Annotated in this window: 24 protein-coding genes; 17 read left to right on the plus strand and 7 right to left on the minus strand. The window is 67.3% G+C overall.

What is annotated here, in order from left to right:
• Nucleotides 1-97: 97 nt before the first annotated feature.
• The 10 genes from AC1DIN_RS20390 (at nucleotide 98) to AC1DIN_RS20435 (ending at nucleotide 9,547) form a co-directional block, all read left to right on the plus strand.
• Entirely contained in the window at nucleotides 98-595 is a 498-nt protein-coding gene (locus AC1DIN_RS20390) for a hypothetical protein (RefSeq protein ID WP_476811105.1), read from the plus strand.
• Nucleotides 592-1,785: a phosphoglycerate kinase gene (locus tag AC1DIN_RS20395; protein WP_441472914.1), complete on the plus strand. Its 1,194-nt coding sequence runs from the start codon at nucleotides 592-594 to the stop codon at nucleotides 1,783-1,785. The genes AC1DIN_RS20390 and AC1DIN_RS20395 overlap by 4 nt, the downstream gene beginning before the upstream one ends.
• A gap of 140 nt (nucleotides 1,786-1,925) precedes the next feature.
• Complete coding sequence (fba, locus tag AC1DIN_RS20400) at nucleotides 1,926-3,008, plus strand: class II fructose-bisphosphate aldolase (RefSeq protein ID WP_441472915.1); 1,083 nt, start codon at nucleotides 1,926-1,928, stop codon at nucleotides 3,006-3,008.
• 170 nt (nucleotides 3,009-3,178) lie between these two features.
• Nucleotides 3,179-4,333, plus strand: a complete 1,155-nt coding sequence (locus tag AC1DIN_RS20405) for a benzoate/H(+) symporter BenE family transporter (RefSeq protein ID WP_476811106.1) — start codon at nucleotides 3,179-3,181, stop codon at nucleotides 4,331-4,333.
• Nucleotides 4,330-4,983: a thiamine phosphate synthase gene (locus tag AC1DIN_RS20410; RefSeq protein ID WP_476811107.1), complete on the plus strand. Its 654-nt coding sequence runs from the start codon at nucleotides 4,330-4,332 to the stop codon at nucleotides 4,981-4,983. Before AC1DIN_RS20405 ends, AC1DIN_RS20410 begins: the two co-directional genes overlap by 4 nt.
• Complete coding sequence (locus AC1DIN_RS20415) at nucleotides 4,980-5,900, plus strand: tetratricopeptide repeat protein (protein WP_476811108.1); 921 nt, start codon at nucleotides 4,980-4,982, stop codon at nucleotides 5,898-5,900. Before AC1DIN_RS20410 ends, AC1DIN_RS20415 begins: the two co-directional genes overlap by 4 nt.
• Before the next feature lie 197 nt (nucleotides 5,901-6,097).
• The gene (locus tag AC1DIN_RS20420) at nucleotides 6,098-6,889 is read left to right on the plus strand and encodes an inositol monophosphatase family protein (protein WP_441472919.1); all 792 of its coding nucleotides are present in this window, start codon (nucleotides 6,098-6,100) and stop codon (nucleotides 6,887-6,889) included.
• Between the two features lie 185 nt (nucleotides 6,890-7,074).
• The gene (locus AC1DIN_RS20425; RefSeq protein WP_476811109.1) at nucleotides 7,075-8,085 is read left to right on the plus strand and encodes a flagellar motor protein MotA; all 1,011 of its coding nucleotides are present in this window, start codon (nucleotides 7,075-7,077) and stop codon (nucleotides 8,083-8,085) included.
• A gap of 29 nt (nucleotides 8,086-8,114) precedes the next feature.
• Nucleotides 8,115-9,131, plus strand: coding sequence for a peptidoglycan -binding protein (locus AC1DIN_RS20430; protein WP_476811110.1), 1,017 nt, complete (start codon nucleotides 8,115-8,117; stop codon nucleotides 9,129-9,131).
• 2 nt (nucleotides 9,132-9,133) lie between these two features.
• Nucleotides 9,134-9,547, plus strand: a complete 414-nt coding sequence (locus AC1DIN_RS20435; RefSeq protein WP_476811111.1) for an Ivy family c-type lysozyme inhibitor — start codon at nucleotides 9,134-9,136, stop codon at nucleotides 9,545-9,547.
• 79 nt (nucleotides 9,548-9,626) lie between these two features.
• On the opposite strand, the gene AC1DIN_RS20440 is transcribed toward AC1DIN_RS20435, so the two are convergent.
• Nucleotides 9,627-11,405 carry an ABC transporter transmembrane domain-containing protein gene (locus AC1DIN_RS20440; RefSeq protein ID WP_476811112.1) on the minus strand — a complete coding sequence of 593 codons (1,779 nt, stop codon included), beginning with the start codon at nucleotides 11,403-11,405 and terminating at the stop codon, nucleotides 9,627-9,629.
• A 266-nt stretch (nucleotides 11,406-11,671) separates the two neighbouring features.
• Between AC1DIN_RS20440 and rpmE the strand changes: the two genes are divergently transcribed.
• A complete protein-coding gene (rpmE, locus tag AC1DIN_RS20445; protein ID WP_441472924.1) occupies nucleotides 11,672-11,908 on the plus strand; it encodes a 50S ribosomal protein L31 in 237 nt (78 codons plus the stop codon).
• A gap of 141 nt (nucleotides 11,909-12,049) precedes the next feature.
• Here the strand turns inward: rpmE and rcdA are convergent, their stop codons facing one another.
• The gene (rcdA, locus tag AC1DIN_RS20450) at nucleotides 12,050-12,580 is read right to left on the minus strand and encodes a protease adaptor protein RcdA (protein WP_476811113.1); all 531 of its coding nucleotides are present in this window, start codon (nucleotides 12,578-12,580) and stop codon (nucleotides 12,050-12,052) included.
• Nucleotides 12,581-12,952: 372 nt separating this feature from the next.
• The gene (locus tag AC1DIN_RS20455) at nucleotides 12,953-13,153 is read right to left on the minus strand and encodes a DUF1192 domain-containing protein (protein WP_441472926.1); all 201 of its coding nucleotides are present in this window, start codon (nucleotides 13,151-13,153) and stop codon (nucleotides 12,953-12,955) included.
• A 95-nt stretch (nucleotides 13,154-13,248) separates the two neighbouring features.
• Between AC1DIN_RS20455 and AC1DIN_RS20460 the strand changes: the two genes are divergently transcribed.
• From AC1DIN_RS20460 to AC1DIN_RS20470, 3 genes are all read left to right on the plus strand, one after another.
• Complete coding sequence (locus tag AC1DIN_RS20460) at nucleotides 13,249-14,247, plus strand: NAD(P)H-quinone oxidoreductase (protein WP_476811114.1); 999 nt, start codon at nucleotides 13,249-13,251, stop codon at nucleotides 14,245-14,247.
• Nucleotides 14,248-14,249: 2 nt separating this feature from the next.
• A complete protein-coding gene (locus AC1DIN_RS20465) occupies nucleotides 14,250-14,711 on the plus strand; it encodes a nuclear transport factor 2 family protein (protein ID WP_476811115.1) in 462 nt (153 codons plus the stop codon).
• Nucleotides 14,712-14,883: 172 nt separating this feature from the next.
• Complete coding sequence (locus AC1DIN_RS20470; RefSeq protein ID WP_441472929.1) at nucleotides 14,884-15,612, plus strand: DUF1013 domain-containing protein; 729 nt, start codon at nucleotides 14,884-14,886, stop codon at nucleotides 15,610-15,612.
• A 153-nt stretch (nucleotides 15,613-15,765) separates the two neighbouring features.
• On the opposite strand, the gene AC1DIN_RS20475 is transcribed toward AC1DIN_RS20470, so the two are convergent.
• A complete protein-coding gene (locus AC1DIN_RS20475; RefSeq protein ID WP_441472930.1) occupies nucleotides 15,766-17,700 on the minus strand; it encodes a propionyl-CoA synthetase in 1,935 nt (644 codons plus the stop codon).
• Nucleotides 17,701-17,875: 175 nt separating this feature from the next.
• Here AC1DIN_RS20475 and AC1DIN_RS20480 point away from each other — a divergent pair, with 175 nt between their 5' ends.
• Both AC1DIN_RS20480 and AC1DIN_RS20485 read left to right on the plus strand, forming a co-directional pair.
• Nucleotides 17,876-18,640 carry a sulfite exporter TauE/SafE family protein gene (locus AC1DIN_RS20480; RefSeq protein WP_441472931.1) on the plus strand — a complete coding sequence of 255 codons (765 nt, stop codon included), beginning with the start codon at nucleotides 17,876-17,878 and terminating at the stop codon, nucleotides 18,638-18,640.
• Nucleotides 18,641-18,819: 179 nt separating this feature from the next.
• Nucleotides 18,820-20,448, plus strand: a complete 1,629-nt coding sequence (locus AC1DIN_RS20485) for an acyl-CoA synthetase (RefSeq protein ID WP_476811116.1) — start codon at nucleotides 18,820-18,822, stop codon at nucleotides 20,446-20,448.
• Between the two features lie 70 nt (nucleotides 20,449-20,518).
• Here AC1DIN_RS20485 and AC1DIN_RS20490 read toward each other — a convergent pair whose 3' ends face one another.
• From AC1DIN_RS20490 to AC1DIN_RS20500, 3 genes are all read right to left on the minus strand, one after another.
• Nucleotides 20,519-20,986: a YidB family protein gene (locus tag AC1DIN_RS20490; RefSeq protein ID WP_441472933.1), complete on the minus strand. Its 468-nt coding sequence runs from the start codon at nucleotides 20,984-20,986 to the stop codon at nucleotides 20,519-20,521.
• 74 nt (nucleotides 20,987-21,060) lie between these two features.
• A complete protein-coding gene (locus AC1DIN_RS20495) occupies nucleotides 21,061-21,321 on the minus strand; it encodes a GlsB/YeaQ/YmgE family stress response membrane protein (RefSeq protein ID WP_441472934.1) in 261 nt (86 codons plus the stop codon).
• 202 nt (nucleotides 21,322-21,523) lie between these two features.
• Nucleotides 21,524-21,712 (minus strand): YdcH family protein, encoded by a 189-nt coding sequence (locus tag AC1DIN_RS20500; protein ID WP_441472935.1) that lies wholly within the window; start codon nucleotides 21,710-21,712, stop codon nucleotides 21,524-21,526.
• A gap of 229 nt (nucleotides 21,713-21,941) precedes the next feature.
• Between AC1DIN_RS20500 and AC1DIN_RS20505 the strand changes: the two genes are divergently transcribed.
• The gene (locus AC1DIN_RS20505; protein ID WP_441472936.1) at nucleotides 21,942-22,160 is read left to right on the plus strand and encodes a YdcH family protein; all 219 of its coding nucleotides are present in this window, start codon (nucleotides 21,942-21,944) and stop codon (nucleotides 22,158-22,160) included.
• Nucleotides 22,161-22,184 lie beyond the last annotated feature (24 nt).

Raw genomic sequence — 22,184 nt, forward strand, 5'->3', positions numbered from 1 at the left:
CGCCCCCATGCCCCCGGCAGGGGGTATGGTGCCTGAAAGCGAGGCCGCACCGTGCTCCGGCGCGGCCCCGCCATTTCCTCCACGCTACGGAGAGCCTATGGCCAAGATCGAGCCGACTGTTGCGTCCCCGGTGCCCGTCGAGGCGCCCGCCGTGATGCCGCCCCCCGCATTCAGCCCTGCTCCCGCAGTTGCAGCGCTGGCACCGGCAGCTCCCGCCGTGGTCATCGGCTCCGCGGTGCCCGCCTCCGTCGAAACCGCATCGAAGCCCGATCCGCGCCAGCTCGATCAGCTCTCCCGCATCGAGGAGAAGGCCGCGCGCATCGAGGAGAAGTTCGCCCGCTACGAGGCTGTCCTGACCCGCGCCGAGGCCTCGCTGGAGCGCAGCGCCCACAAGGTCGACGCCGCCGCCGGCACGATGGACTTCGCCGCGATCCGCGGCGAGATTTCCGCTCTGCGTGACCGCGTCGACGCCACGCCGCGCGCCGGAACCCTGTTCTTGACCGCCATCGTCACGGCCGTTCTCACTGTCGCGCTCACCATTGCGGTGCTGAGGTTCGGAGTGCCCGGTCTGTTCGGGAGCCTGCTGACGCGATGACCGCCTTCCGCACCCTCGACGACGCCGATCTCGCCGGCAAGCGTGCCCTCGTCCGCGTCGACCTCAACGTTCCGATGGAGAACGGCAAGGTCAGCGACACCACCCGCATCGACCGTGTGCTGCCGACCATTCGCGAGATCGCCGACAAGGGCGGCAAGGTCATCCTGCTCGCGCATTTCGGCCGTCCCAAGGGCCGCGACGACAAGAACAGCCTGAAGCAGATCGTCCCGGCGCTGACGCAGGCGCTCGGCCGCCCCGTCGCCTTCGTCGACGACTGTATCGGCGAGCCGGTCGCCAAGGCCGTTGCCGCCGCGAAGAACGGCGACGTCCTGCTGCTGGAGAACACCCGTTTTCACGCTGGCGACGAGAAGAACGACGCCGAGTTCGTGAGGGCGATCGCCGCCAATGGCGATCTCTACGTCAATGACGCCTTCTCCGCCGCCCACCGCGCCCATGCCTCGACTGAAGGTCTCGCCCATGTCCTGCCGGCCTATGCCGGACGGACCATGCAGGCGGAGCTGGAGGCGCTTTCCGCCGGCCTCGACAATCCCGCCCGGCCGGTGATGGCGATCGTCGGTGGCGCCAAGGTCTCGACCAAGCTCGACTTGCTCGGCAACCTCGTCAGGAAGGTCGACGTGCTCGCTATCGGCGGCGGCATGGCCAACACGTTCCTCGCCGCGCGCGGCGTCGATGTCGGCAAGTCGCTCTGCGAGCACGACCTGCTCGACACCGCCCGCGAGATCGAAGCCAAGGCCAAGGCCGCCGGCTGCGAGATCCTGCTTCCGGTCGATGCGCTCGTCGCGCGTGAATTCAAGGCCCATCCCAGCTACCGCGTCGTGCCGGTTGGCGAGGTCGAGGCCGACGAGATGATCCTCGACGCCGGCCCGCTGAGCATCGCCGAAGTCGTTCTGCGGTTGGAGAAGGTCAAGACGCTGGTCTGGAACGGCCCCTTCGGTGCCTTCGAGCTGCCGCCCTTCGACACGGCGACCGTCGCGGTCGCCAAGGCGGCGGCCAGGCACGTCCAGGCAGGCGAACTCGTCGCGGTCGCCGGCGGCGGCGACACCGTCTCGGCCATGAACCATGCCGGCGTCGCGGACAGCCTGTCCTATGTCTCGACGGCAGGTGGCGCCTTCCTCGAATGGATGGAAGGCAAGGCTCTGCCGGGCGTCGAGGCGCTGCGGAAAGCCTGATTGCGACGATGTTTTCAGAGGCCGCCCGGCACCCGGGCGGCCCTTCGCATTTTCAGCATGTCAGTGCTTTAGTTTTGCGCCAGTGGCGCTTACGCACTACATCAAACCTCATATCGATTAGCCAAAGGGGAGTGCCAATCGTGGCCCGTATCACGCTTCGCCAGTTGCTCGACCACGCCGCCGAGAACGACTACGGCGTGCCCGCCTTCAACATCAACAACATGGAGCAGGCGCTGGCGATCATGGCCGCGGCGGATGCGACCGACGCGCCCGTCATCATCCAGGCCTCGCGCGGCGCCCGCAGCTACGCCAACGACATCATGCTCAAGCACATGATGGACGCCGTCACCGAGATCTATCCGCATATCCCGGTCTGCGTGCATCTCGACCACGGCAACGAGCCGGCGACCTGCATGACCGCGATCCAGGCGGGCTTCACCTCGGTGATGATGGACGGCTCGCTCAAGGCCGACGGCAAGACCCCCGGCGACTGGGACTACAATGTCGGCGTGACCAAGACCGTCACCGACATGGCCCATCTCGGCGGCATCTCGGTCGAGGGCGAGCTCGGCGTGCTCGGCTCGCTCGAATCCGGCGAGGGCGAGAAGGAGGACGGGCACGGCTTCGAGGGCAAGCTCAGCCATGACCAGCTCCTGACCAACCCCGACGAAGCCGTGAAGTTCGTTGCCGAGACCAAGGTCGATGCGCTCGCCATCGCCATGGGCACCTCGCACGGCGCCTACAAGTTCACCCGCAAGCCCGACGGCGCGATCCTGGCGATGCATGTCATCGAGGAGATCCACAAGCTGCTGCCGAACACGCATCTCGTCATGCACGGCTCGTCCAGCGTTCCGCAGGACCTTCAGGACGTCATCAACCAGTACGGCGGCAAGATGCCCCAGACCTGGGGTGTGCCGGTCGAGGAGATCCAGCGCGGCATCAAGCACGGCGTGCGCAAGATCAACATCGACACCGACAACCGCATGGCGATGACCGGCCAGATCCGCAAGATCCTGTCCGAGAACCCCGGCGAGTTCGATCCGCGCAAATATCTGAAGCCCGCCATGGAGGCGATGACCAAGCTCTGCAAGCAGCGGCTCGAGGAGTTCAACACCGCCGGCCAGGCCTCGAAGATCAAGCGCGTCATCACGCTCGCCGAAATGGCCAAGCGCTACGCCAAGGGCGAACTCGACCCGACCTTCGGCTCGAAGAAGGCGGCGTGATCCGCCTGACGGCTCCATTCTGCAACGCCCGGCCTGGCGCCGGGCGTTTTATTTCCGGGGCGGCGCATCGCTCCGGCTGCAGCTCGGCATGTGCCTAGCGCTCTTTCCGTACGCAGCGTTTTCTGATTCAACGGCTTGATCCCGCCGCCTGCGATCACCGCCGGAACGCCATGTCGATCGTCTTCTCCGCTCTGGTCGCAGTCTTCGTCGGCTTCGCCGCCTCGGTGGCCGTCATCCTCTCCGCCGCGCAGACGCTCGGCGCAACGGCCGGACAAACCGTGTCCTGGATCGCCGCGCTCGCCATTGCGACCGCGATCTCCAGCGCCTTTCTGTCCTGGCGCTACCGCATGCCGATGATCTGCGCCTGGTCGACGCCGGGCGCGGCCCTCATCGCCGCCGCCAGCGGCTTCGACATGGCGTCGGCGGTCGGCGCGTTTCTCCTCGCCGCGGCGCTGATGATGCTCACCGCCGCCTTCCGCCCGCTCGGCCGCCTGATCGAACGCATCCCGATGCCCGTCGCCTCGGCGATGCTGGCTGGTGTCATCTTCCGCTTTGTCGTCGCGGTCTTCGACGAGATGAGGCTGTCGCCGACGCTCGTCCTGCCGCTGCTCGCGGTCTTTCTCGTCGCGCGGCTGATCAGCCCCTTCCTTGGCGTCATCGCCGCGCTCGCCGCCGGTATTGTGATCAGCTTTGCGGGCGGGCTCGCCCATTGGCCGGCAGGAGAGATCGCGCTGACCGGCCTCGAATTCGTCACGCCGCGCTTCGATATTGCCGCCATGCTCGGCATCGGCGTCCCGCTCTACCTCGTCACCATGGCCGCCCAGAACCTGCCGGGTTTCGCCGTGCTGCGCGCCGCCGGCTACAGCCCCCCGACGGCGCCCGCCCTCTTCGTCACCGGCCTGACCTCGCTCGTCACCGCACCCTTCGGCGCGCATATGACCAACATGGCCGCGATATCAGCCTCGATCTGCACCGGCGGCGACACCCACCCTGACCCGAAGCAGCGCTGGAAGGCCGGCGTGGTCTACGGCGCGCTCTGGCTCACCGTCGCTGGCTTTGCCGGCCTGCTGATCGCGCTGGTGCTCGCCATGCCGAAGGCGCTGATCGTCGCCGTTGCCGGGCTCGGCCTCGTCGGCTCGCTCACGGGCGCGCTCGCACAGGCCATATCCTCCGACAAGGAGCGCTTCGCCGCCGTCATCGCCTTCTCCGTCGCCGCCTCCAGCTTCTCGCTCTTCGGCATCGGCTCCGCCTTCTGGAGCTTGATTGCCGGGCTTGCAGTCTTGACATTGGACTTCGCTGCGGGCCGTTTGCGCAGCCGATCATGACCACGCACTCCTCCCACACCCGCCTGATGCTCGTCACCCCGCCCGTCGCGGACGCGGAGGCGATCGTCTTTCGCCTGATGCAGGCCATGGCCGGCGGTGACATCGCCGCCATCGTGCTGCGCCTCACGCCCGGCGACGACCGCAACCGCATCGAGCGCGTCAAGCGCCTCGCCGCACCGGTCCAGGCCAACAACGTCGCCCTTGTCGTCGAGGACAGCGCGCTCGTCGCGACCCGCGGCGGCGCCGACGGCGTGCATGTCACCGGCGGGCCCGAGGCGATCGCAGAGGCCCGCTCCAGCCTGAAGAACGAGCGCATCGTCGGCGCCGGCGGCCTGCGCGCCCGCCACGACGCGATGGATGTCGGCGAGGCCGGTGTCGACTACGTCATGTTCGGCGAACCGCGCGCCGACGGCAGCGTGCCGCCGCTCACGGCCGTGATCGAGCGCGCCGGCTGGTGGGCCGAGATCTTCGAGACGCCCTGCGTCGCCTATGCGCCCGATGCCGAATCGATCCCCGCGCTGGTCGAGACCGGGGCCGAGTTCGTCGCGCTCGGTGCCTGGGCCTTCGAGGAAGGCCAGGATATCCGCGCGCTGGTCGAGGCTGCCAATGCCACGATCGCCGAATTCGCGGCCCGGAAGGCGGCGCGATGAAGCATCTCGCCCGTATTGCCTGCCTCGCCGGTTCCATGCTGGTGGCGGCTCCGGCTTGGGCCGCGCCCTCAGCCGACAATGCCTATGGCGCCTATCAGGCAGGCCACTACCGGCGTGCGCTGTCCGATGCGCTCAAGCGCATCGAGACCGACAACAGCGACGCCGCCGCGATGACGCTGCTCGGCGAGCTCTACCGTCAGGGCCTCGGCGTCGCCCCGAACCAGAAGGTCGCGACCGAATGGTATGAACGGGCCGAAGCGCGCGGCGATATCAATGCCACCTTCGCCCTGGCGACTCAGCTCCTCGACGAGAAAAGCGGAAAGCGCGATCCGGTCCGCGCCGGCGCCCTGCTTGAGAAGGCCGCTGCGGCCGGCCACCCGGCCGCCAACTACAATCTCGCGCTGACCCTGCTCGCCACCGGCCGCGAGGCGGACGACCAGCGCGCCGTCGCCTGCCTCGAGATCGCCGCCAAATCCAATGTCGGGGACGCCATGCATGCCCTCGGCGTGCTGGCAAAGCAGGGCCGCGGCATGCCGGCGAGCGAGGAGACAGCCGCGCGCTGGATGAAGCAGGCGGCTGCGGCCGGCAACGTTCCCGGCATGGTCGAGTATGCGATCATGCTGTTCAACGGCATCGGCGTGTCCAAGGATGAGGCGCGCGCGGCGAAGCTGTTCCAGCGCGCCGCCGCGCTCGGCAACCCGATCGCCCAGAACCGTCTGGCCAAGCTCTACCAGTTTGGCCTGGGCATTCCGCCCGACACGATCGAGGCAGCGGCCTGGCATCTCGCCGCCCGTGCGCAGGGGCTCGATGACCCCGGGCTCGACGCCCTGTTCGACCGGCTGAAGCCCGAACAGCAGGCCCGCGCCGCGCGCATTGCGGCCAGCCGCATCAGCAGCGCCGTCTTGACGGCGCAGTAAGAGCCGCGCAAGTGACGGGTTACTACGGTCGAAACACAGCCCTCATCCTGAGGAGCAGCCTTTAGGCTGCGTCTCGAAGGATGTTCCAGTGCACTCTGAAACATCCTTCGAGACGCCGCTTTGCGGCTCCTCAGGATGAGGGCTGGAGAGGCCGTTCCTTCCTTTCCAGCCGCGCCCCGGCGCGCAAGAGGTTTCCGATGATCCGCTCCCCCCTGATGACCGTGATGACCGACGCCGTGATGAAGGCGTCCCGCTCTCTGAAGCGCGACTTCGGCGAGGTCGAGAACCTGCAGGTGCTCGCGAAAGGGCCCGGCGACTTCGTCTCGAAGGCCGATCACAAGGCCGAGCAGATCCTGCGCGAGTCGCTGGAGAAGGCGCGGCCGGGCTACGGCTTCATCATGGAGGAAAGCGGCGTCGTCCACGGCACGGACGAGAGCAATCGCTGGCATATCGACCCGCTCGACGGCACCCACAACTTCCTGCGCGGCATCCCGCACTGGAACATCTCGGTCGCGCTCGAGCGCGACAACCAGTTCATCGCCGGCGTCGTCTATGACGCCGCCAAGGACGAGATGTTCATGGCCGAGAAGGGCAAGGGCGCCTATGTCAACAACCGGCGCCTGCGCGTCTCCGGCCGCAACGAGCCGGCCGACATGCTGATCGGCACCGGCATCCCGCATATCGGCAAGGGCGGCCACGGCCAGTTCCTGCGCGAGCTCGCCGCCGTGATGCCGCGCTTCGCCAATGTCCGCCGCATGGGTTCGGCCGCGCTCGACATCGCCTATGTCGCCGCCGGCCGCATGGATGCCTATTGGGAACGCGGGCTCAACACGTGGGATTTCGCGGCGGGCGCCGTGCTGATCCGCGAGGCGGGCGGCACCTTCGGCTCGCTCGACGGCAAGCCGATCACCAGCGCCCGGGACATCATCTGCGGCAACGAGGCCGGCGAGCGTGCGCTCGCCGCAGCGCTGAAGACAGCCGCCGCCTGAGAGGCTCTCTGGGCGCACCAGTCCTCATCCCGAGACGCCACTTCCGGCGAAATGGCTCCTCGCCCGAGGGCTGGGGACTTTTTCAAACCGGCTTTGAGACAGAACTGTAGCTCTTTCGTGCTTGATCCCGGAGGCGTGGAAGGCGACAGTCCTCCCCGCACTCCGAGGCGAACGGAAGACGACGAATGGCGAACGAGGATTTCGCGGCCGAGCCGGTGACGGCCGCACCCCTGCGTACGGAGACCCGCTTCTCGCGCCCGCTTCGCTACATCATCCGTGCGGTCCTGTTTCTCGCCCTGATCGGCTTCCTCGGCTACATCCTCCAGGGCGGCCTGGTTCAGGCCTTCATGACCAATCCGGGGCTGAACGGCCTCATTGTCGGCGCACTGTTCGTCGGCGTGCTGATCGCCCTGCGCGAACTCTGGCGCCTTTACACCGAGGCCCGTGCCGCCACCCGGCTTGCCGCCGCCCCCGCCTCGGCAGAGGTCCAGCGCAGCCAGGTCATCGCGCCCTTCGGCTCCGTCCTCACAGCTCTCGATCGCGGCACGCTCGCCCCCGCCCAGGCCGTCTCGGCCCTCGAATCGGTCGCGGTCAGGCTCGACGACGGGCGTGAGGTGCTGCGTTATCTCGCCGGCCTGCTCGTCTTCCTCGGCCTGCTCGGCACCTTCTGGGGCCTGCTCGACACCGTGGGTTCGGTCGGCACCGTCATCAAGTCGCTGCGCACCGGCGCCGAGGCCGGGGTGCTCTTCGACGAGCTGAAGGCCGGGCTCTCGGCCCCGCTCGCCGGCATGGGCCTGTCCTTCTCGTCCTCGCTCTTCGGCATCGCCGGCTCGCTGATTCTCGGCTTCCTCGATCTTCAGGTGGCGCAGGCGCAGCGCCGCTTCCGCAACGAGCTCGAAAGCTGGCTCGGCACCCGCACCGCAACGCCGGATACCATCGCGCCCCTGCTCGCCGCGGGCGACCCGCTGGCCGACCGCTTCGAAAGACTGAGCGCCGCGATGGCGGACGGCGCCTCGAACAACCGCGCGGCGACCCAGGCGCTCGCCAACCTCGCCGAGGGCATCCAGGGCCTCGTCCAGCATATGCGCGCCGAGCAGCAGATGATCCGCGACTGGGTCGAGGCGCAGGCCACGCGCGAAAAGGATCTGAAGCGGTTGATCGAACGCCTTACGGCTGACCAGATCACCGAGCCATGATCGCCGTCGGCACTTCAGGAGCCTGACCCATGGCCCTCTCCCGCGCCCATCGCCGCGAGGACGCGAATTTCTGGCCCGGTTTCGTCGATGCGCTCTCGACGATGCTGATCGGCATCGTCTTCCTGCTCACCGTCTTCGTCCTCGGCCAGTTCTTCCTCTCACAGGAGCTGACCGGCAAGGACACCGCCCTGGAGCGGCTCAACAGGCAGATCTCCGAGCTCACCGATTTGCTGGCGCTGGAGCGTTCCTCGAACCGGCAGGCGCAGGAGAACCTGCAGCTCATGCAATCGACCCTGACGCGCGAGCAGGACGAGCGCGGCCGCCTGCAAGGCCAGCTCGCCACCCAGAACAATGCAGCCCCGGTCCAGCTCGCAGAGGCGCAGAAGGCGCTCGACGCCGAAAAGCAGCTCTCCGCCCGCGCCCAGTCGACCGTCGATCTCGTCAACCAGCAGATTCTCGCCATGCGCCGTCAGCTCGCGGCGCTGGAAGAGGCGCTTGCCGCCTCGGAGGCCAAGGATAAGGATTCGCAGGCGCGCATCTCGGAACTGGGCTCGCGGCTCAATGTGGCGCTGGCCCAGCGCGTCCAGGAACTCGCGCGCTACCGCTCGGACTTCTTCGGACGTCTGCGCCAGGTGCTCGGCACGCGGCCCGACATCCGCGTCGTCGGGGACCGCTTCGTCTTCCAGTCGGAAGTCTTCTTCGATGCCGGTCAGGCGGTGCTGAAGCCCGAAGGCAAGGAGGAGCTCGACAAGCTCGCCACCATCCTGCTCGATCTCGGCCGCGAGATGCCGCCCGACCTGCCCTGGATCCTGCGCGTCGACGGCCACACCGACAACCGCCCGATCAAGACCGCCCAGTTCCCTTCGAACTGGCATCTCTCCTCGGCGCGCGCCATCGCCGTGGTCGAGTACCTGATCTCGCGCGGCCTGCCGACCGATCGGGTCGCCGCCACCGGCTTCGGCGAATACCAGCCGCTCGATGTCGCCAATACCGACGAAGCCCACCGCCGCAACCGCCGCATCGAGTTCAAGATCACGGAGCGCTGACCATGTCCGTCCGGCGCCTCTCTTTCACAGTCGCTGGGGCTCTCGCGCTGCTGCTGACGGCCCCGGCTTCGGCCCAGTCGCCGGGCGGCGGCGGCCGCTATCTCCACGACATGCTGAAGCAGCCGACCTATCGCGAGGCCTGGACCCACATGGTCGGCAAGCTCGGCCCGCGCGAAGCCTGGCTCAGGGCCGACAAGCTGAGCGGTCCGGGCGGCCCCAGCACGATCGTCACCGTCGGCGACCTGACCTTCGAGCGCGTCGACACCTGCAAGCGCCACGATTGCGGCGACAACCGGTTCTATGCGCTGTTCTCGCCCGATGGCAGCGAGGCGCTCGGCGTCCTCATCCAGCCCGGCAACATCCGCTTCTTCGGCCAACCCAGCGAAGAACAACAGCGCGCGCTGGTGGGCCCCTAGAGCCGGGCCCACTGCGTCACTCCGGACACGCCGCTTTAGCGGCGCCGATCCGGAACAACGGTTTTCTTCTCGCTCTATCCTACGCCGCCTCCAGCCCGAACTGCAGCGCGGCCAGGCGCGCATAAAGCCCGCCGCGCGCCTTGAGCTCGGCATGCGTGCCTTCCTCGACGATGCGTCCGTCTTCCATCACGAGAATTCGGTCGGCCGAGAGGATGGTCGCCAGGCGATGCGCCACGACCAGCGTCGTGCGCCCCAGCATCAGCCGGTCGAGCGCATCTTGAACCGCCCGCTCGCTTTCCGAGTCGAGCGCGCTCGTCGCCTCGTCGAGCAGCAGGATCGGCGCGTCCTTCAGGATCGCCCGCGCGATGGCGAGGCGCTGGCGTTGCCCGCCCGATAGCGTGACGCCACGCTCGCCCACGATCGTGTCGTAGCCCTGCGGCAGCGCACGGATGAACTCTTCGGCCGCCGCGAGCCGCGCCGCCGCTTCGACCTCGTCCTGCGACGCGTCGGGACGGCCATAGGCGATATTGTCCCGAATCGAGACACCGAAGACGGTCGGTTCCTGCGGCACCAGCGCGAAGCGCTCGCGCCAGATTTCCGGGTCTGCCTCGGGTCCGGCGACGCCGTCGACCACGACGCGCCCATCCTGCGGATCGTAGAAGCGCAGCGCGAGCTGCAGCACCGTGCTCTTGCCGGCGCCGGACGGCCCGACCAGCGCCACGCGCTCGCCCGGCCGCACGGAGAAGCTCAGATTCGACAGCGCCGGGCCGACCCGGCCGGGATAGCTGAACGAGACGTTCTCGAAGGCGAGCTCGCCGAGCGAAGGGGCCGGCATCGGCTTGGGATGCGGCGGCGCGGCGATCGCAGGCTTCAGGGCCAGGATCTCGCCGAGCCGGCTCGAGGCGCCGGCTGCCGCGCTGATATCGCCATAGACCTCGGACAGCTGGCCGAGCGAACTTGCCGCCAGCACCGCATAGAGAATGAACTGCGAGAGCCGGCCGCCGCTCATCCGCCCGTCGAACACCTCGGTCGCCCCGGTCCAGAGCACGCAGACGACGCTGGCGCTGACCAGGAAGATCGCGACGCCGGAGAGCAGCGCGCGCGAGGCCGTCGCTTCCCGCGAAGCGAAATAAGCTCCGTCGGAGGCGGCCTCGAAGCGGGCCGAGGTCTGGCGGGCGGCTCCGAAGGACTGCATCGTCCGGATCGCGCCGACAGCCTCGGCGGCGAAGGCGGAGGCGTCGGCCAACCTGTCCTGCGCGGCCCGCGCCCGTCTGCGCACCGAACGACCCGAGAGCACCAGCGGGACCACGATCAGCGGGATGACGCCGATGACGATGGCGGAGAGCCGCGGGCTCGTCGCCACCATCAGCCCGAGCGCGCCCAGCGCCATGATGACGTTGCGCAGGGCGATCGAGGCGGTCGAGGCGAAGGTCGACTTGATCTGCGTGGTGTCCGCCGTGAGCCGCGAGACGAGCTCGCCCGCCTTGCTCGAATCGAAGAAGGCCGGCTCCAGCCGCGTCAGATGGCGGAAGACATCGGCACGCAGCGAAGAGACGATGCGCTCGCCGATCGTCATGACGAGGTAGAAGCGCGCCGAACTCGCCAGCGCGAGCACCGCGACCACGCCGATCAGCAGGATGAAGTAGCTGTTGGCGAGCTGCCGTTCGCCGCCGGCGAAGCCGACATCGATGACGCGTCGGACCGCCATCGGCAGCACCAGCGTCGCCAGCGACGCGATCACGAGCGCGACGAGCGCGAAGGCGATCCGCCCCTTCTGCGCGCGTGCATAGGGCCAGAAGGTCGCCAGGGAGCGGAAGTCGGGACGCGCCTTCTTGTCGTTCTTGTCAGCCTCGGCCACGCACCGAACCTCCTTCGTCACGCGCGCGCCACGCGCGCGCCTTTTCCACCAATATCAACCTCGCCCGGTGAAGCCCATGAAGGCGAGCTTGGCAAACGACGCATCGCCGCAGGGGCGCGCCGATTGCCGGTTAAGCTTGCGCTGACGCCGCGGCTGCGATATGTGCACGCGACTTCACGACAGGCTCATCCGAATTCTTTCGACGGGCCGGGCAGGCTCGCCTGCTTGTCGATGCGCCCGTTTTTGTAAGCTCCGAGGATTTCGTCATGGCCAAGGCCGGCATCCACCCCGATTATCACACCATCAAGGTCGTCATGACCGATGGCACCGAATATGCCACCCGTTCGACCTACGGCAAGGAAGGCGACACGCTCAACCTTGACATCGACCCCAAGACCCATCCGGCCTGGACCGGCGGCACGCAGCATATGCTGGACCGTGGCGGCCGCGTCTCGCGCTTCAACACGCGCTTCGCGGGCCTGGGCACGATCGGCAAGAAGTGAGGCTGCGGCGCCCCGGCGCCACCGTCCTTGATCTGAGACAAAGAAACCCGGCCTCGCGGCCGGGTTTTTTGTTGTTCAGCCTGGAAGCGGCGTGAAGCCCGAGACGGCCCGCCCGGAGAGCGGGCCTCCCGCGAGAATTCTTCAGTGCCTCATGCCGAGGCGCGCCTGCAGGCTCGCCAGTTGGTCCTGGACGGGATTGCCGGCTTCGCGGCGGGTCTCGGTCCCGGACATCTGGTTTTCGAGATGGCGCACGCGGGTCTGCAGCCGCAGCGAATGCGCCATCAGGCTACGCAGGCGCTCCGGCAGCTGTGCGACGACATGCTCGGCAGGCGAGATCATCGGATCGCTGATCTTGACCTTGTTGTGCTCGGTTCTGGCCTGCTCGGCCGTGAGCTCGCCTTCGGCCACGGCGCGCTGGACCAGCAGCCAGGAGGCGATCTGCATCAGCCGCGTCGTCAGGCGCATGCTCTCGGTGGCATAGGTCAGCGCGATCTCGCGCGGCAGAGCCGCCGCTTCCTTGCGGCCTTCCCCGTCGAGATAGGCGGCGGTCTGTTCGACCAGCCCCATGCCTTCGCGAAACAGCAGCATGAAGGCGTCCGAACGGACGAAACGGCGCGCGAAGGAAAGCGCGCCCTCCTCCGTCGGCGGATCGAGCAGCTGGGCATCGTTCATGCGGTGTCTCCCATCGGCACAAGCCCGTGCGCCTTTGGAACGCGCCACGGATCATGCCGCTGACGTGGCAAGGATAACGCCGATCGCGTTTCCGAACGCCGCTAAGATGTCGTTAACCTTAACAAGGCTACACCGCTATGGCGGAAACGAGGCCGGCGGCCCGTCCGGGCACAGGCAGTGGCCCTCTCCACAGGAAGGCGCGCGGAAGCGCCAAAAACAAAAAAAGAGCCGCCAAAGGCGGCTCGAAGGTCAACAGGGAGGCGTCAAACAGAGTGGGCAGGAGCCACTCGACATCCAGACAAACTGGATGATGCGATTCATAATTTGGAATCATTAACGCCCCCTTAACGGGCGTTTCTTTTTGATGCTTTTTCAGGCGAGCTTCCGAAAGAAAGCGTCCGCTGCGGAGCGCGAGGCATCCTTGCGCGCCCGCGTTTCGGCCAGGCGTTCGATCTCGGCCTTCAGCGCGGCGATGCGCTCATCGATCTCGGCGAGCGAGAGCATCGACAGGTCCTGCCCGATCTCATGCACGCTCTTCGGTTTGGGGCGATCGTCCTCCGGGAATATCGACATGGCGGCCTCGCATCTGCTCAAACTGCGCGCGGCAGGCTAGCCAACTTGAGGCGACAGTCACGCTGCGCCGCACCATGACGAAGGATGACGAGGCCATGATCCCCATTCCCGAGACGATGACGGCGATCGGCATTCCCGCCCCCGGGGGCCCGGAAGTCCTGCGCCCGGAAACCCGCCCCGTTCCCAAGCCCGGCCCCGGCCAGGTCCTCGTCGCCATCGCGGCTGCCGGAGTGAACCGTCCCGATGTCCTGCAACGCCTTGGCGGTTACACGCCTCCTCCGGGCGCCTCCGACATTCCGGGGCTCGAATTCGCGGGCACGATCGTGACGCGCGGCGAAGGCGCGGAGCGCCTCGCCATCGGCCAGCAGGTCTGCGCCCTTGTTCCCGGCGGCGGCTATGCCGAATACGCCATCGTTCATGAGGACAATGCCCTGCCCGTGCCGAAGGGCTTTTCGCTTGTCGAAGCAGGCGCCGTCCCCGAGACCTACTTCACCGTCTGGACCAATGTCTTCCAGCGCGGCCGGCTGCAGGCGGGCGAGAGCTTCCTCGTCCATGGCGGCTCATCCGGCATCGGCACCACGGCGATCCAGCTCGCCAAGGCCTTCGGCGCGACCGTGCTGGCGACCGCCGGCTCCGACGAGAAGTGCCACGCCTGCCGCGAACTCGGCGCCGACCACGCCATCAACTACCGCACCGAGGACTTCGTCGCCGCTTCGAAGGCCGCGACCGGCGCGCGCGGCGTCGACCTCATCCTCGACATGGTCGGCGGCGACTATATCGACCGCAACTACGAAGCCGCGGCCGATCAGGGCCGCATCGTCCAGATCGCTTTCCTCAACGGCCCGAAGGCATCGGCCAATTTCAGCCGCCTGATGCTGAAGCGCCTGACTCATACCGGCTCGACGCTGCGTCCCCGCACCGTCCCCGAGAAGGCCGCCATCGCCGCCGAGCTGCATGCGAAAGTCTGGCCGCTGCTCGAAGCCGGGCGCTGCAAGCCGCAGATCCATGCTACATTCCCGTTGGCCCGGGCCGCGGACGCCCATCGTCTGATGGAGTCCAGCGCCCATATCGGGAAGATCGTGCTGACGGTGTAGCCATGCAGAACGAGGCGCCGGACGAGGACAGGCAGGCGATTGCAGCGCTGGTCGCGCGGCAGTTCGCCAGCCTGAGCTGGCAGCTCGACGAGCCGGCCGACTGGGCCGGCTTCAGCGCCGACTTCCATGACGCCGCCCTGCTCTATGCCTCCGCTCGCCCCGCCCGGCCGCAATCGCCCGCCCAGTTCGTCGCGCGGATGCAGGAGCTGTCGCAGACGAGCCTGCGCTCCTTCGAGGAAAGCCCGCTCGGCATCGAGATCCGCGTCTTCGGCAATGTCGCCGTGGCGGTCGCAGCCTGCGAGGCAGTCGAAAACGCGGTCGAAACCGGCCGCACCGTCGAGATGATGCTGCTGGTCAAGGAGGCCGACGTTTGGCGGATAGTGGCGCAGGCCTGGGACAAGGCGACACCGTCCCGGCCCGTCCCGGATGCCCTCCTCTCGGCCTGCGAGCAGCAGCCGCAATGACTTGCAAATCCATGGACACTGGCCACGCCCTCGCCTATAAGGCGCGCCATCCTGCTCATCGTCGATGATTTGGATGGCCGGCCGGGGAGGCCGGTCGGCGCATGAGAGCTTTTGTCCGCGACCCTGCCTTGACGAGCCCGATCGGGCGCGAAGGCCTTCCAGGAGACGCCCCGTGTCACAAACCCCGCTGATGCCCAAGGCCACCGCGGTCTGGCTGGTCGAGAACACCTCCCTGACGTTCGAGCAGATTGCCGAGTTCTGCAAGCTGCACCCGCTCGAGGTGCGCGGCATCGCCGATGGCGAGGTTGCGGCCGGCATCAAGGGCCTCGACCCGATCACCTCAGGCCAGCTCACCCGCGAGGAGCTGGAGCGCGCCGCCAAGAACCCGAACCATCATCTGCGTCTCGCCGAGCGCAAGGTGAAGGTGCCCGAGGTCAAGCGCGCCAAGGGCCCGCGCTATACCCCGGTCTCCAAGCGCCAGGATCGCCCGAACGCCATTCTCTGGTTGCTGCGCAACCACCCCGAGCTCAAGGACGCGCAGATCATCCGCCTGATCGGCACGACCAAGTCGACCATCGCGCAGATCCGCGACCGCACGCACTGGAACGCCCAGCAGCTCACCCCGATCGACCCGGTCAGCCTCGGCCTGTGCTCGCAGATCGACCTGGACTTCGAGGTCGGCCGCGCCGCCAAGGACCGTCCGGCCGCGCTGGCCGAAGCCGGCTCGACCCTGCTGCCCGCCGAAGAGACCACCGCGCCGGCGCACGCCCACACCGAGAGCCAGCCCTTCGCCGACATGAGCCGGCCGAAGCGCGAGGAGGAAGCGGCGATCGACGTCGATTCCGTCTTCGCCAAGCTGAAGCAGCTCAAGCGCCCGGCGGATGAGGACGACGAGGGCTGAGGCTCTCTAGCCTCCTTCCACACAACACCGTCATCCCGGACAAGCCGCGTGAGCGGCGCCGATCCGGGATCCATGCCTGAACAGTTCCGGCATGGATCCCGGGTCTTCGCTTCGCTCCGCCCGGGATGACTGTGGAGGATGACGGAGCCAGCCCTACCCGATTCCCTTGTCCTTCAGCGCCGTGCCGATCTCGTCGAGCACTCCGGCGTCCTCGATCGTCGCCGGCACGGCATAATCCTCGCCGTCGGCGATCTTCTTCATGGTCGCCCGCAGGATCTTGCCGGAACGCGTCTTCGGCAGCCGATTGACCGTCACCGCCAGCTTGAAGGCCGCCACGGGGCCGATCCGCTCGCGCACCAGCGCGACCAGCTCCTTCTCGACCTCCGCCGGCGACTGGCGTGTACCCGCCTTCAGCACGACGAAGCCGCAGGGCTGCTCGCCCTTGAGCGCATCGCGAATGCCGACCACGGCGCATTCCGCCACGGCCGGATGCGCCGCCAGCACCTCCTCCATGCCCCCGGTCGAGAGCCGGTGGCCGGCGACGTTGATGATGTCGTCGGTGCGCCCCATGATGAAGACATAACCGTCCTCGTCGATGAAACCGGCATCCGAGGTGTTGTAGTAGCCCGGATAGGTCGTCAGATACGCCTGCCTGAAGCGCTCGTCGTCGTTCCAGAGCGTCGGCAGGGCGCCGGGCGGCAGCGGCAGCTTCAGCACGATCGCGCCCATCGTCCCTGCCTTCACCGGATGGCCGGCCTCGTCGAGGCATTGGACGTCCCAGCCCGGCAGCGGCACCGTCGGCGAGCCGTGCTTCACCGGCAGCAGGCCGAGGCCCATCGGATCACCGACGATCGGCGAGCCGCTCTCGGTCTGCCACCAATGGTCGATCACCGGCACCTTGAGCAATTCCTCGGCCCATTTCAGCGTCTCGGGATCGGCCCGCTCGCCGGCGAGGAAGAGCGCCCTGAACCGCGACAGGTCATGACCGGCGAGGTACCTGCCCTCGGGATCCTCCTTGCGGATCGCGCGGAACGCGGTCGGCGCCGTGAACAGCACCTTGACGCCATGCTCCGCGATCACCCGCCAGAAGGCACCGGGATCGGGCGTGCCGACCGGCTTGCCCTCATAGAGCACGCTGGTCGCGCCCTGGATCAGCGGCGCGTAGACGATATAGCCGTGACCGACGACCCAGCCGACATCCGAGGCGGTGAACATCACCTCGCCGGGCTTCACGTCGAAGAGCTGGTCCATCGTCGCCTTGAGCACGACCATGTGCCCGCCATTGTCGCGCACCACGCCCTTCGGCTTGCCGGTCGTGCCGGAGGTGTAGAGGACATAGAGCGGGTCGGTCGCCGCCACCTCGACGCAATCAGCCTTGCGCCCGGCCGCCTTCGCCGCGGCCACCAGCGTGCGCCAGTTCTTGTCGCGCATTGCATGCATCGAGGCGTCCGCCTGCGGCCGCTGCAGCACGACGCAGGTTTGCGGCTTGTGCCTGGCCATCTCGATCGCGCCATCGAGCAGCGGCTTGTATTCGACCACGCGCGTCGGCTCGATGCCGCACGTCGCGGTCAGGATCACCTTGGGCTCGGCATCGTCGATACGCGTCGCCAGCTCCTTGGCGGCGAAGCCGCCGAAGACGACCGAATGCACCGCCCCGATGCGGGCGCAGGCCAGCATGGCGAAGGCCGCCTCCGGCACCATCGGCATATAGATGAGGACGCGGTCACCCTTGGCCACGCCAAGATCCTGCAGCACGGCCGCGAGCGTCGCGACCTCCTCCAGCATCTGCGCATAGGTGTAACGGGCCTTTGTCCCGGTCACCGGACTGTCGTAGATCAGCGCGACCTGATCGCCGCGCCCGTCCCGGACATGCCTGTCCAGCGCATTGAAGCAGGTGTTGCAGGTCGCGTCGGGGAACCAGCGGCCATAGATGCCGGCCGAAGCGTCGAAAGCCCTCTCGGGCGGCCGAATCCAATCGATTCCCTTGGCAATATCGAGCCAGTAGGCGGCCGGATCGGCCTGCCACCGGGCGTAGGTTTCGCGATAGCCTTCGGCGGGGCGGGCGGGTACCGCATGGGAGCCATTCATCGGACGTGTTCCTCTGCGCCGGGTTTCGTCCTAAAGCCCCGCAGCGAGCCGGCGATGGCAGGGCTGGTTTTGCGCGGAATCCTGCGCACTCCCCTCGGCCAGCGCAAGCACGTAAACTTACGACTTTCGCCCATCCCATTCTGCACCTCTCGGCGCTGCGGCGCAGCGTCACTCCATGTCCTTCGACCTCATCTTCTTCGCCGCCATGGTGCCGGCCGTCATCCTGACGGGGCTCGCGAAAGGCGGCTTTTCCGGGCTCGGCCTGCTTTCCCTGCCGCTGATGGCGCTGGTCGTCTCGCCGGTGACGGCAGCCGCGATCATGCTGCCGCTGCTGATCGCGCAGGACGTGGTCTCGGTCTGGTCCTACCGGCGGGACTTCGACCGCCGCAATCTCGCAACCCTGGCGCCCGGCGCGCTGCTGGGCATCCTCCTCGGCTATCTGCTGGCGGCGAAGGTCTCGGACGCAGCCGTCGTTCTCGCCGTCGGGTTGATCTCGGTCGGCTTCGCGTTGCGCCGCATGCTGAGCGACGGCAAGAAGCCCGCCGTGGCGACGCAGGCGAATTGGAGCGCGGGCGGCGTCTGGGGCTTCCTCTGCGGCTTCACCAGCATGGTCGCCCATGCCGGCGGCCCGCCATTCCAGATCTACGTCATGCCGCAGAAGCTGCCGCCCGCCGTCTTCGTCGGCACCGGCGCGATCTTCTTCGCCGCGATGAACTGGGTGAAGATCATCCCCTATCTCGCGCTCGGCCAGTTCAGCAGCCAGAACCTCATGGCCTCAGCCGCGCTGCTGCCCTTCGCCATCGCGGCGACCTTTGCCGGGATCTGGCTGGTCCGGCGGGTGCCGGCCGAGCGCTTCTACGGCATCGTCTACTGGCTGCTGCTGCTCGTCGGCGCGAAGCTGGTCTTCGACGGCGTGCGCGACCTGCACCTTCTCGGCTGATTCCCAGGCGCCCGTTCACCTCTCGGCCCTCATCCTGAGGGGCCGCGCAGCGGCGTCTCGAAGGATGAGGGCTCACGATGAACTGCCACCGCGCGATTGCGCCGCATCGGAAAAAGGGATGGATTACGCGAGGGCGCTCCAGCCGCTAAGGCTGTCGCGCTTGCGTGGAAGGTTTTCCGATGACCCGTTCGGCCTATGACACCGATCTCGACCGCAACCCGGCGAATTTCCAGCCGCTGACGCCGCTCACTTTCCTTGAGCGCGCCGCCGCGGTCTTCCCGAGCCGCACGGCAATCGTCCACGGCACGCTGCGGCGCTCCTATGCCGAGTTCTATGCCCGCTCGCGCCGGCTTGCGTCCGCGCTGGCGAAGCACGGCATCGGCAAGAACGACACCGTCGCCGCGATGCTGCCGAACACGCCGGCGATGCTCGAATGCCATTACGGCGTGCCGATGGCCGGCGCCGTCCTCAACACGCTGAACACCCGGCTCGATGCTGCGATCATCGCCTTCTCGCTCGACCATGGCGAAGCCAAGGTGCTGATCTGCGACCGTGAGTTCTCGAAGACGGTCAAGGAGGCGCTCGCGCTCTGCAAGGCGAAGCCGCTGGTCATCGACTATGACGATCCGGTCTATGACGGGCCGGGCGAGCGCCTGGGCAGTGTCGAATACGAGGATTTCGTCGCTGGCGGCGACCCGAATTTCGACTGGCAGATGCCATCGGACGAATGGGACGCCATCGCGCTGAACTACACCTCCGGCACCACGGGCGACCCGAAGGGCGTGGTCTATCACCACCGCGGCGCCAATCTGCTCGCCACCTCCAACGTCATCACCGGCAATATGGGCCGGCATCCCGTCTATCTCTGGACGCTGCCGATGTTCCACTGCAATGGCTGGTGCTTCCCCTGGACGATCTCGATCGTCGCCGGCACCCATGTCTGCCTGCGGCAGGTCCGCGCCAAGGCGATGTACGATGCGCTCGCCGACCACGGCGTCACGCATCTCTGCGGCGCGCCGATCGTGATGTCGACGCTGCTCAACGCCCCGGCCGAGGAGCGCCGCGACTTTCCGCAGAGGGTCTCCTTCTTCACCGCCGCCGCCCCGCCGCCAGAGGCGGTGCTCGCCGGCATGAAGCAGGCCGGCTTCGAGGTGACGCATCTCTACGGGCTGACCGAGTGCTACGGCCCGTCAGTCGTCAACGACTGGAACGACGACTGGAATGCGCTCTCCCCCGCCGATCAGGCCGCCAAGAAGGCCCGGCAGGGCGTGCGCTATCCGGCGCTGGAAGGGCTCGACGTGCTCGATCCCGAGACGATGCATCCGGTCCCGCGTGACGGCCAGACGCTCGGCGAGGTGATGATGCGCGGCAATGTGGTGATGAAGGGCTATCTCAAGAACCCGAAATCGACCGGCGCCGCCTTCACCGGGGGCTGGTTCCACACCGGCGACCTCGGCGTGCGCTATCCCGACGGCTACATCCAGCTCAAGGACCGCTCCAAGGACATCATCATCTCAGGCGGCGAGAACATCTCCTCGATCGAGGTCGAGGACGCGCTCTACAAGCACCCCGCCGTGCAGGCTGCCGCCGTGGTGGCGCGGCCCGACGAGAAATGGGGCGAGGCGCCCTGCGCTTTCATCGAGCTGAAGCCGGGCCACTCCGCGACCGAGGCCGAGATCATCGCCTGGTGCAAGGAGCACCTCGCCTCGTTCAAATGCCCGCGGACGATCGTCTTCGCCGAGGTGCCGAAGACCTCCACCGGCAAGATCCAGAAGTTCCGCTTGCGCGAAATGGCGCGGGCGCTCTGAGACAAACGAAAACCGTCATTCCGGGCGGCACGCAGAGCGACGGCCCGGAATCACGAAAACGGGCTGTCGATCAGCCCCGTTTCAACTGGCCTTCCGGCGTGTAGCGATCGACCGCTTCCGGCAGGATTTTCGACAGCCGCGCCAGCAGGTCTTCGCGAGTCAGCCCGGTCTGGCGCGTGATCGCGTCGATGACCTGGGGGCCGAGCGCCTGCTCCAGCTCATTCGGCGCAACCTGCTCATTCGGCCCCTGGCTCACCCAGGAATCGGCCTTCTGGCCCTGCCCCGACTGGTTGAAGCGGTCGACCAGTTCGCCCAGGCCGTTGTTGAGCACCGCGCCGACACCGCCCGCCCCGAGCAAGCCGCCGAGGCCGCCGAGAAGTCCGCCGCCCTGCTGCGGCTGTGCCTGTGCCTGCCCGGGTTGCGGCACGGGCGAGGGAATCTGTCCCGGCTCGGGCTGGCCGCGACCGCCGATCCACTCGGCGATCTTGTCGCGGTTTTGAAAGCCCGCCACGGCCAGAAGACCGAGCAAGGCGGTCATGGACGGGAAGCCGCTGCTGCTGTTGTCGTCACTCACGGCAATCACTCCTCTGTCCTGGAATAGGCTCGCGTGGATCAGACCGCACGATTGCGGCCGGATAGGGCGCCCCAGATGACGAGCACGACGATCGCGCCGACAACTGCGCCAATCAGCCCCGCGCCTTGGCCCGGCGCGTACCAGCCGAGCGCTTGGCCGAGATAGGTCGCCACGATGGCGCCGACGATGCCGAGGATCGTGGTCAGCACGAACCCGGAAGGCTCGTTCGATCCCGGCATGATGAACTTGGCGACGACGCCGGCAATGAAGCCGATGATGATGGTCCAGACGATGCCCAAGGCTACCTCCCCTTTGCACGAACGCCCGGCCTCAACGGCTGACTGAGCAAGATGTTCCTGCGCGATTGCGTCATCCTGTTGACGACCCTGCGCGAAGACGGCGTCGACAAAAAAACCGGCCCCTTTCGGGGGGCCGGCTCATCCGCATCGTCGAATTCTGGAATCGTCGAATCCTTGGCGGGCTGGGTCGCCCGCTCTGGCCTCAATGCAAGGTGCGCACCGGCATCGTCTGCCTTACGCGCTCGATCTCATCCTTCAGTTGCAACTTCTTCCGCTTCAGCTCAGCCACGCTGAGGTCGCTCGAGGACGGGCTCAAAACGGCCTGCGCGATCGCGTCTTCGAGCTGACGGTGCTTGCGCTCAAGTTCCGCAAGACGGGTTTGCAACGACATCTGGATCCTCCTGATGAGCGGTTGACGCCTCAATCTGACATAGAGCCGGCTTCACGTCTTCCCTGTGATGTCACACGGTATTCATGAGATTCTGTGATCCTCGCCAGCTCGGTCCCGGAAAGCCGTGAATAGGACGACCTTCCGGCCCTCGTACCGCCGCGGACGCTCTTGCAGGGCGCGCAGCGGCAAAGGCATAGTTGCGCCCAAGTGCGGCGATGATGAGATGGCCATGGGATTCGAGCTCAGCCCGGAAGAGGTCGAGACCTTCACCGCGGAGCTGGCGCGGCTACGCGAGGAACACCGCGATCTCGACAGCGCCATCGATGCGCTGGAGCGGGTCGGCGCGATCAACCAGATTCAGGTGCAGCGGCTGAAAAAGCGCAAGCTCTACCTGAAGGACCGCATCGCGCAGATCGAGGACGCGCTGACGCCCGATATCATCGCCTGACGTGATGCCTTTTCCGGCAGCGCA

The sequence above is a fragment of the Allobosea sp. 05T438 genome (assembly GCF_056396025.1).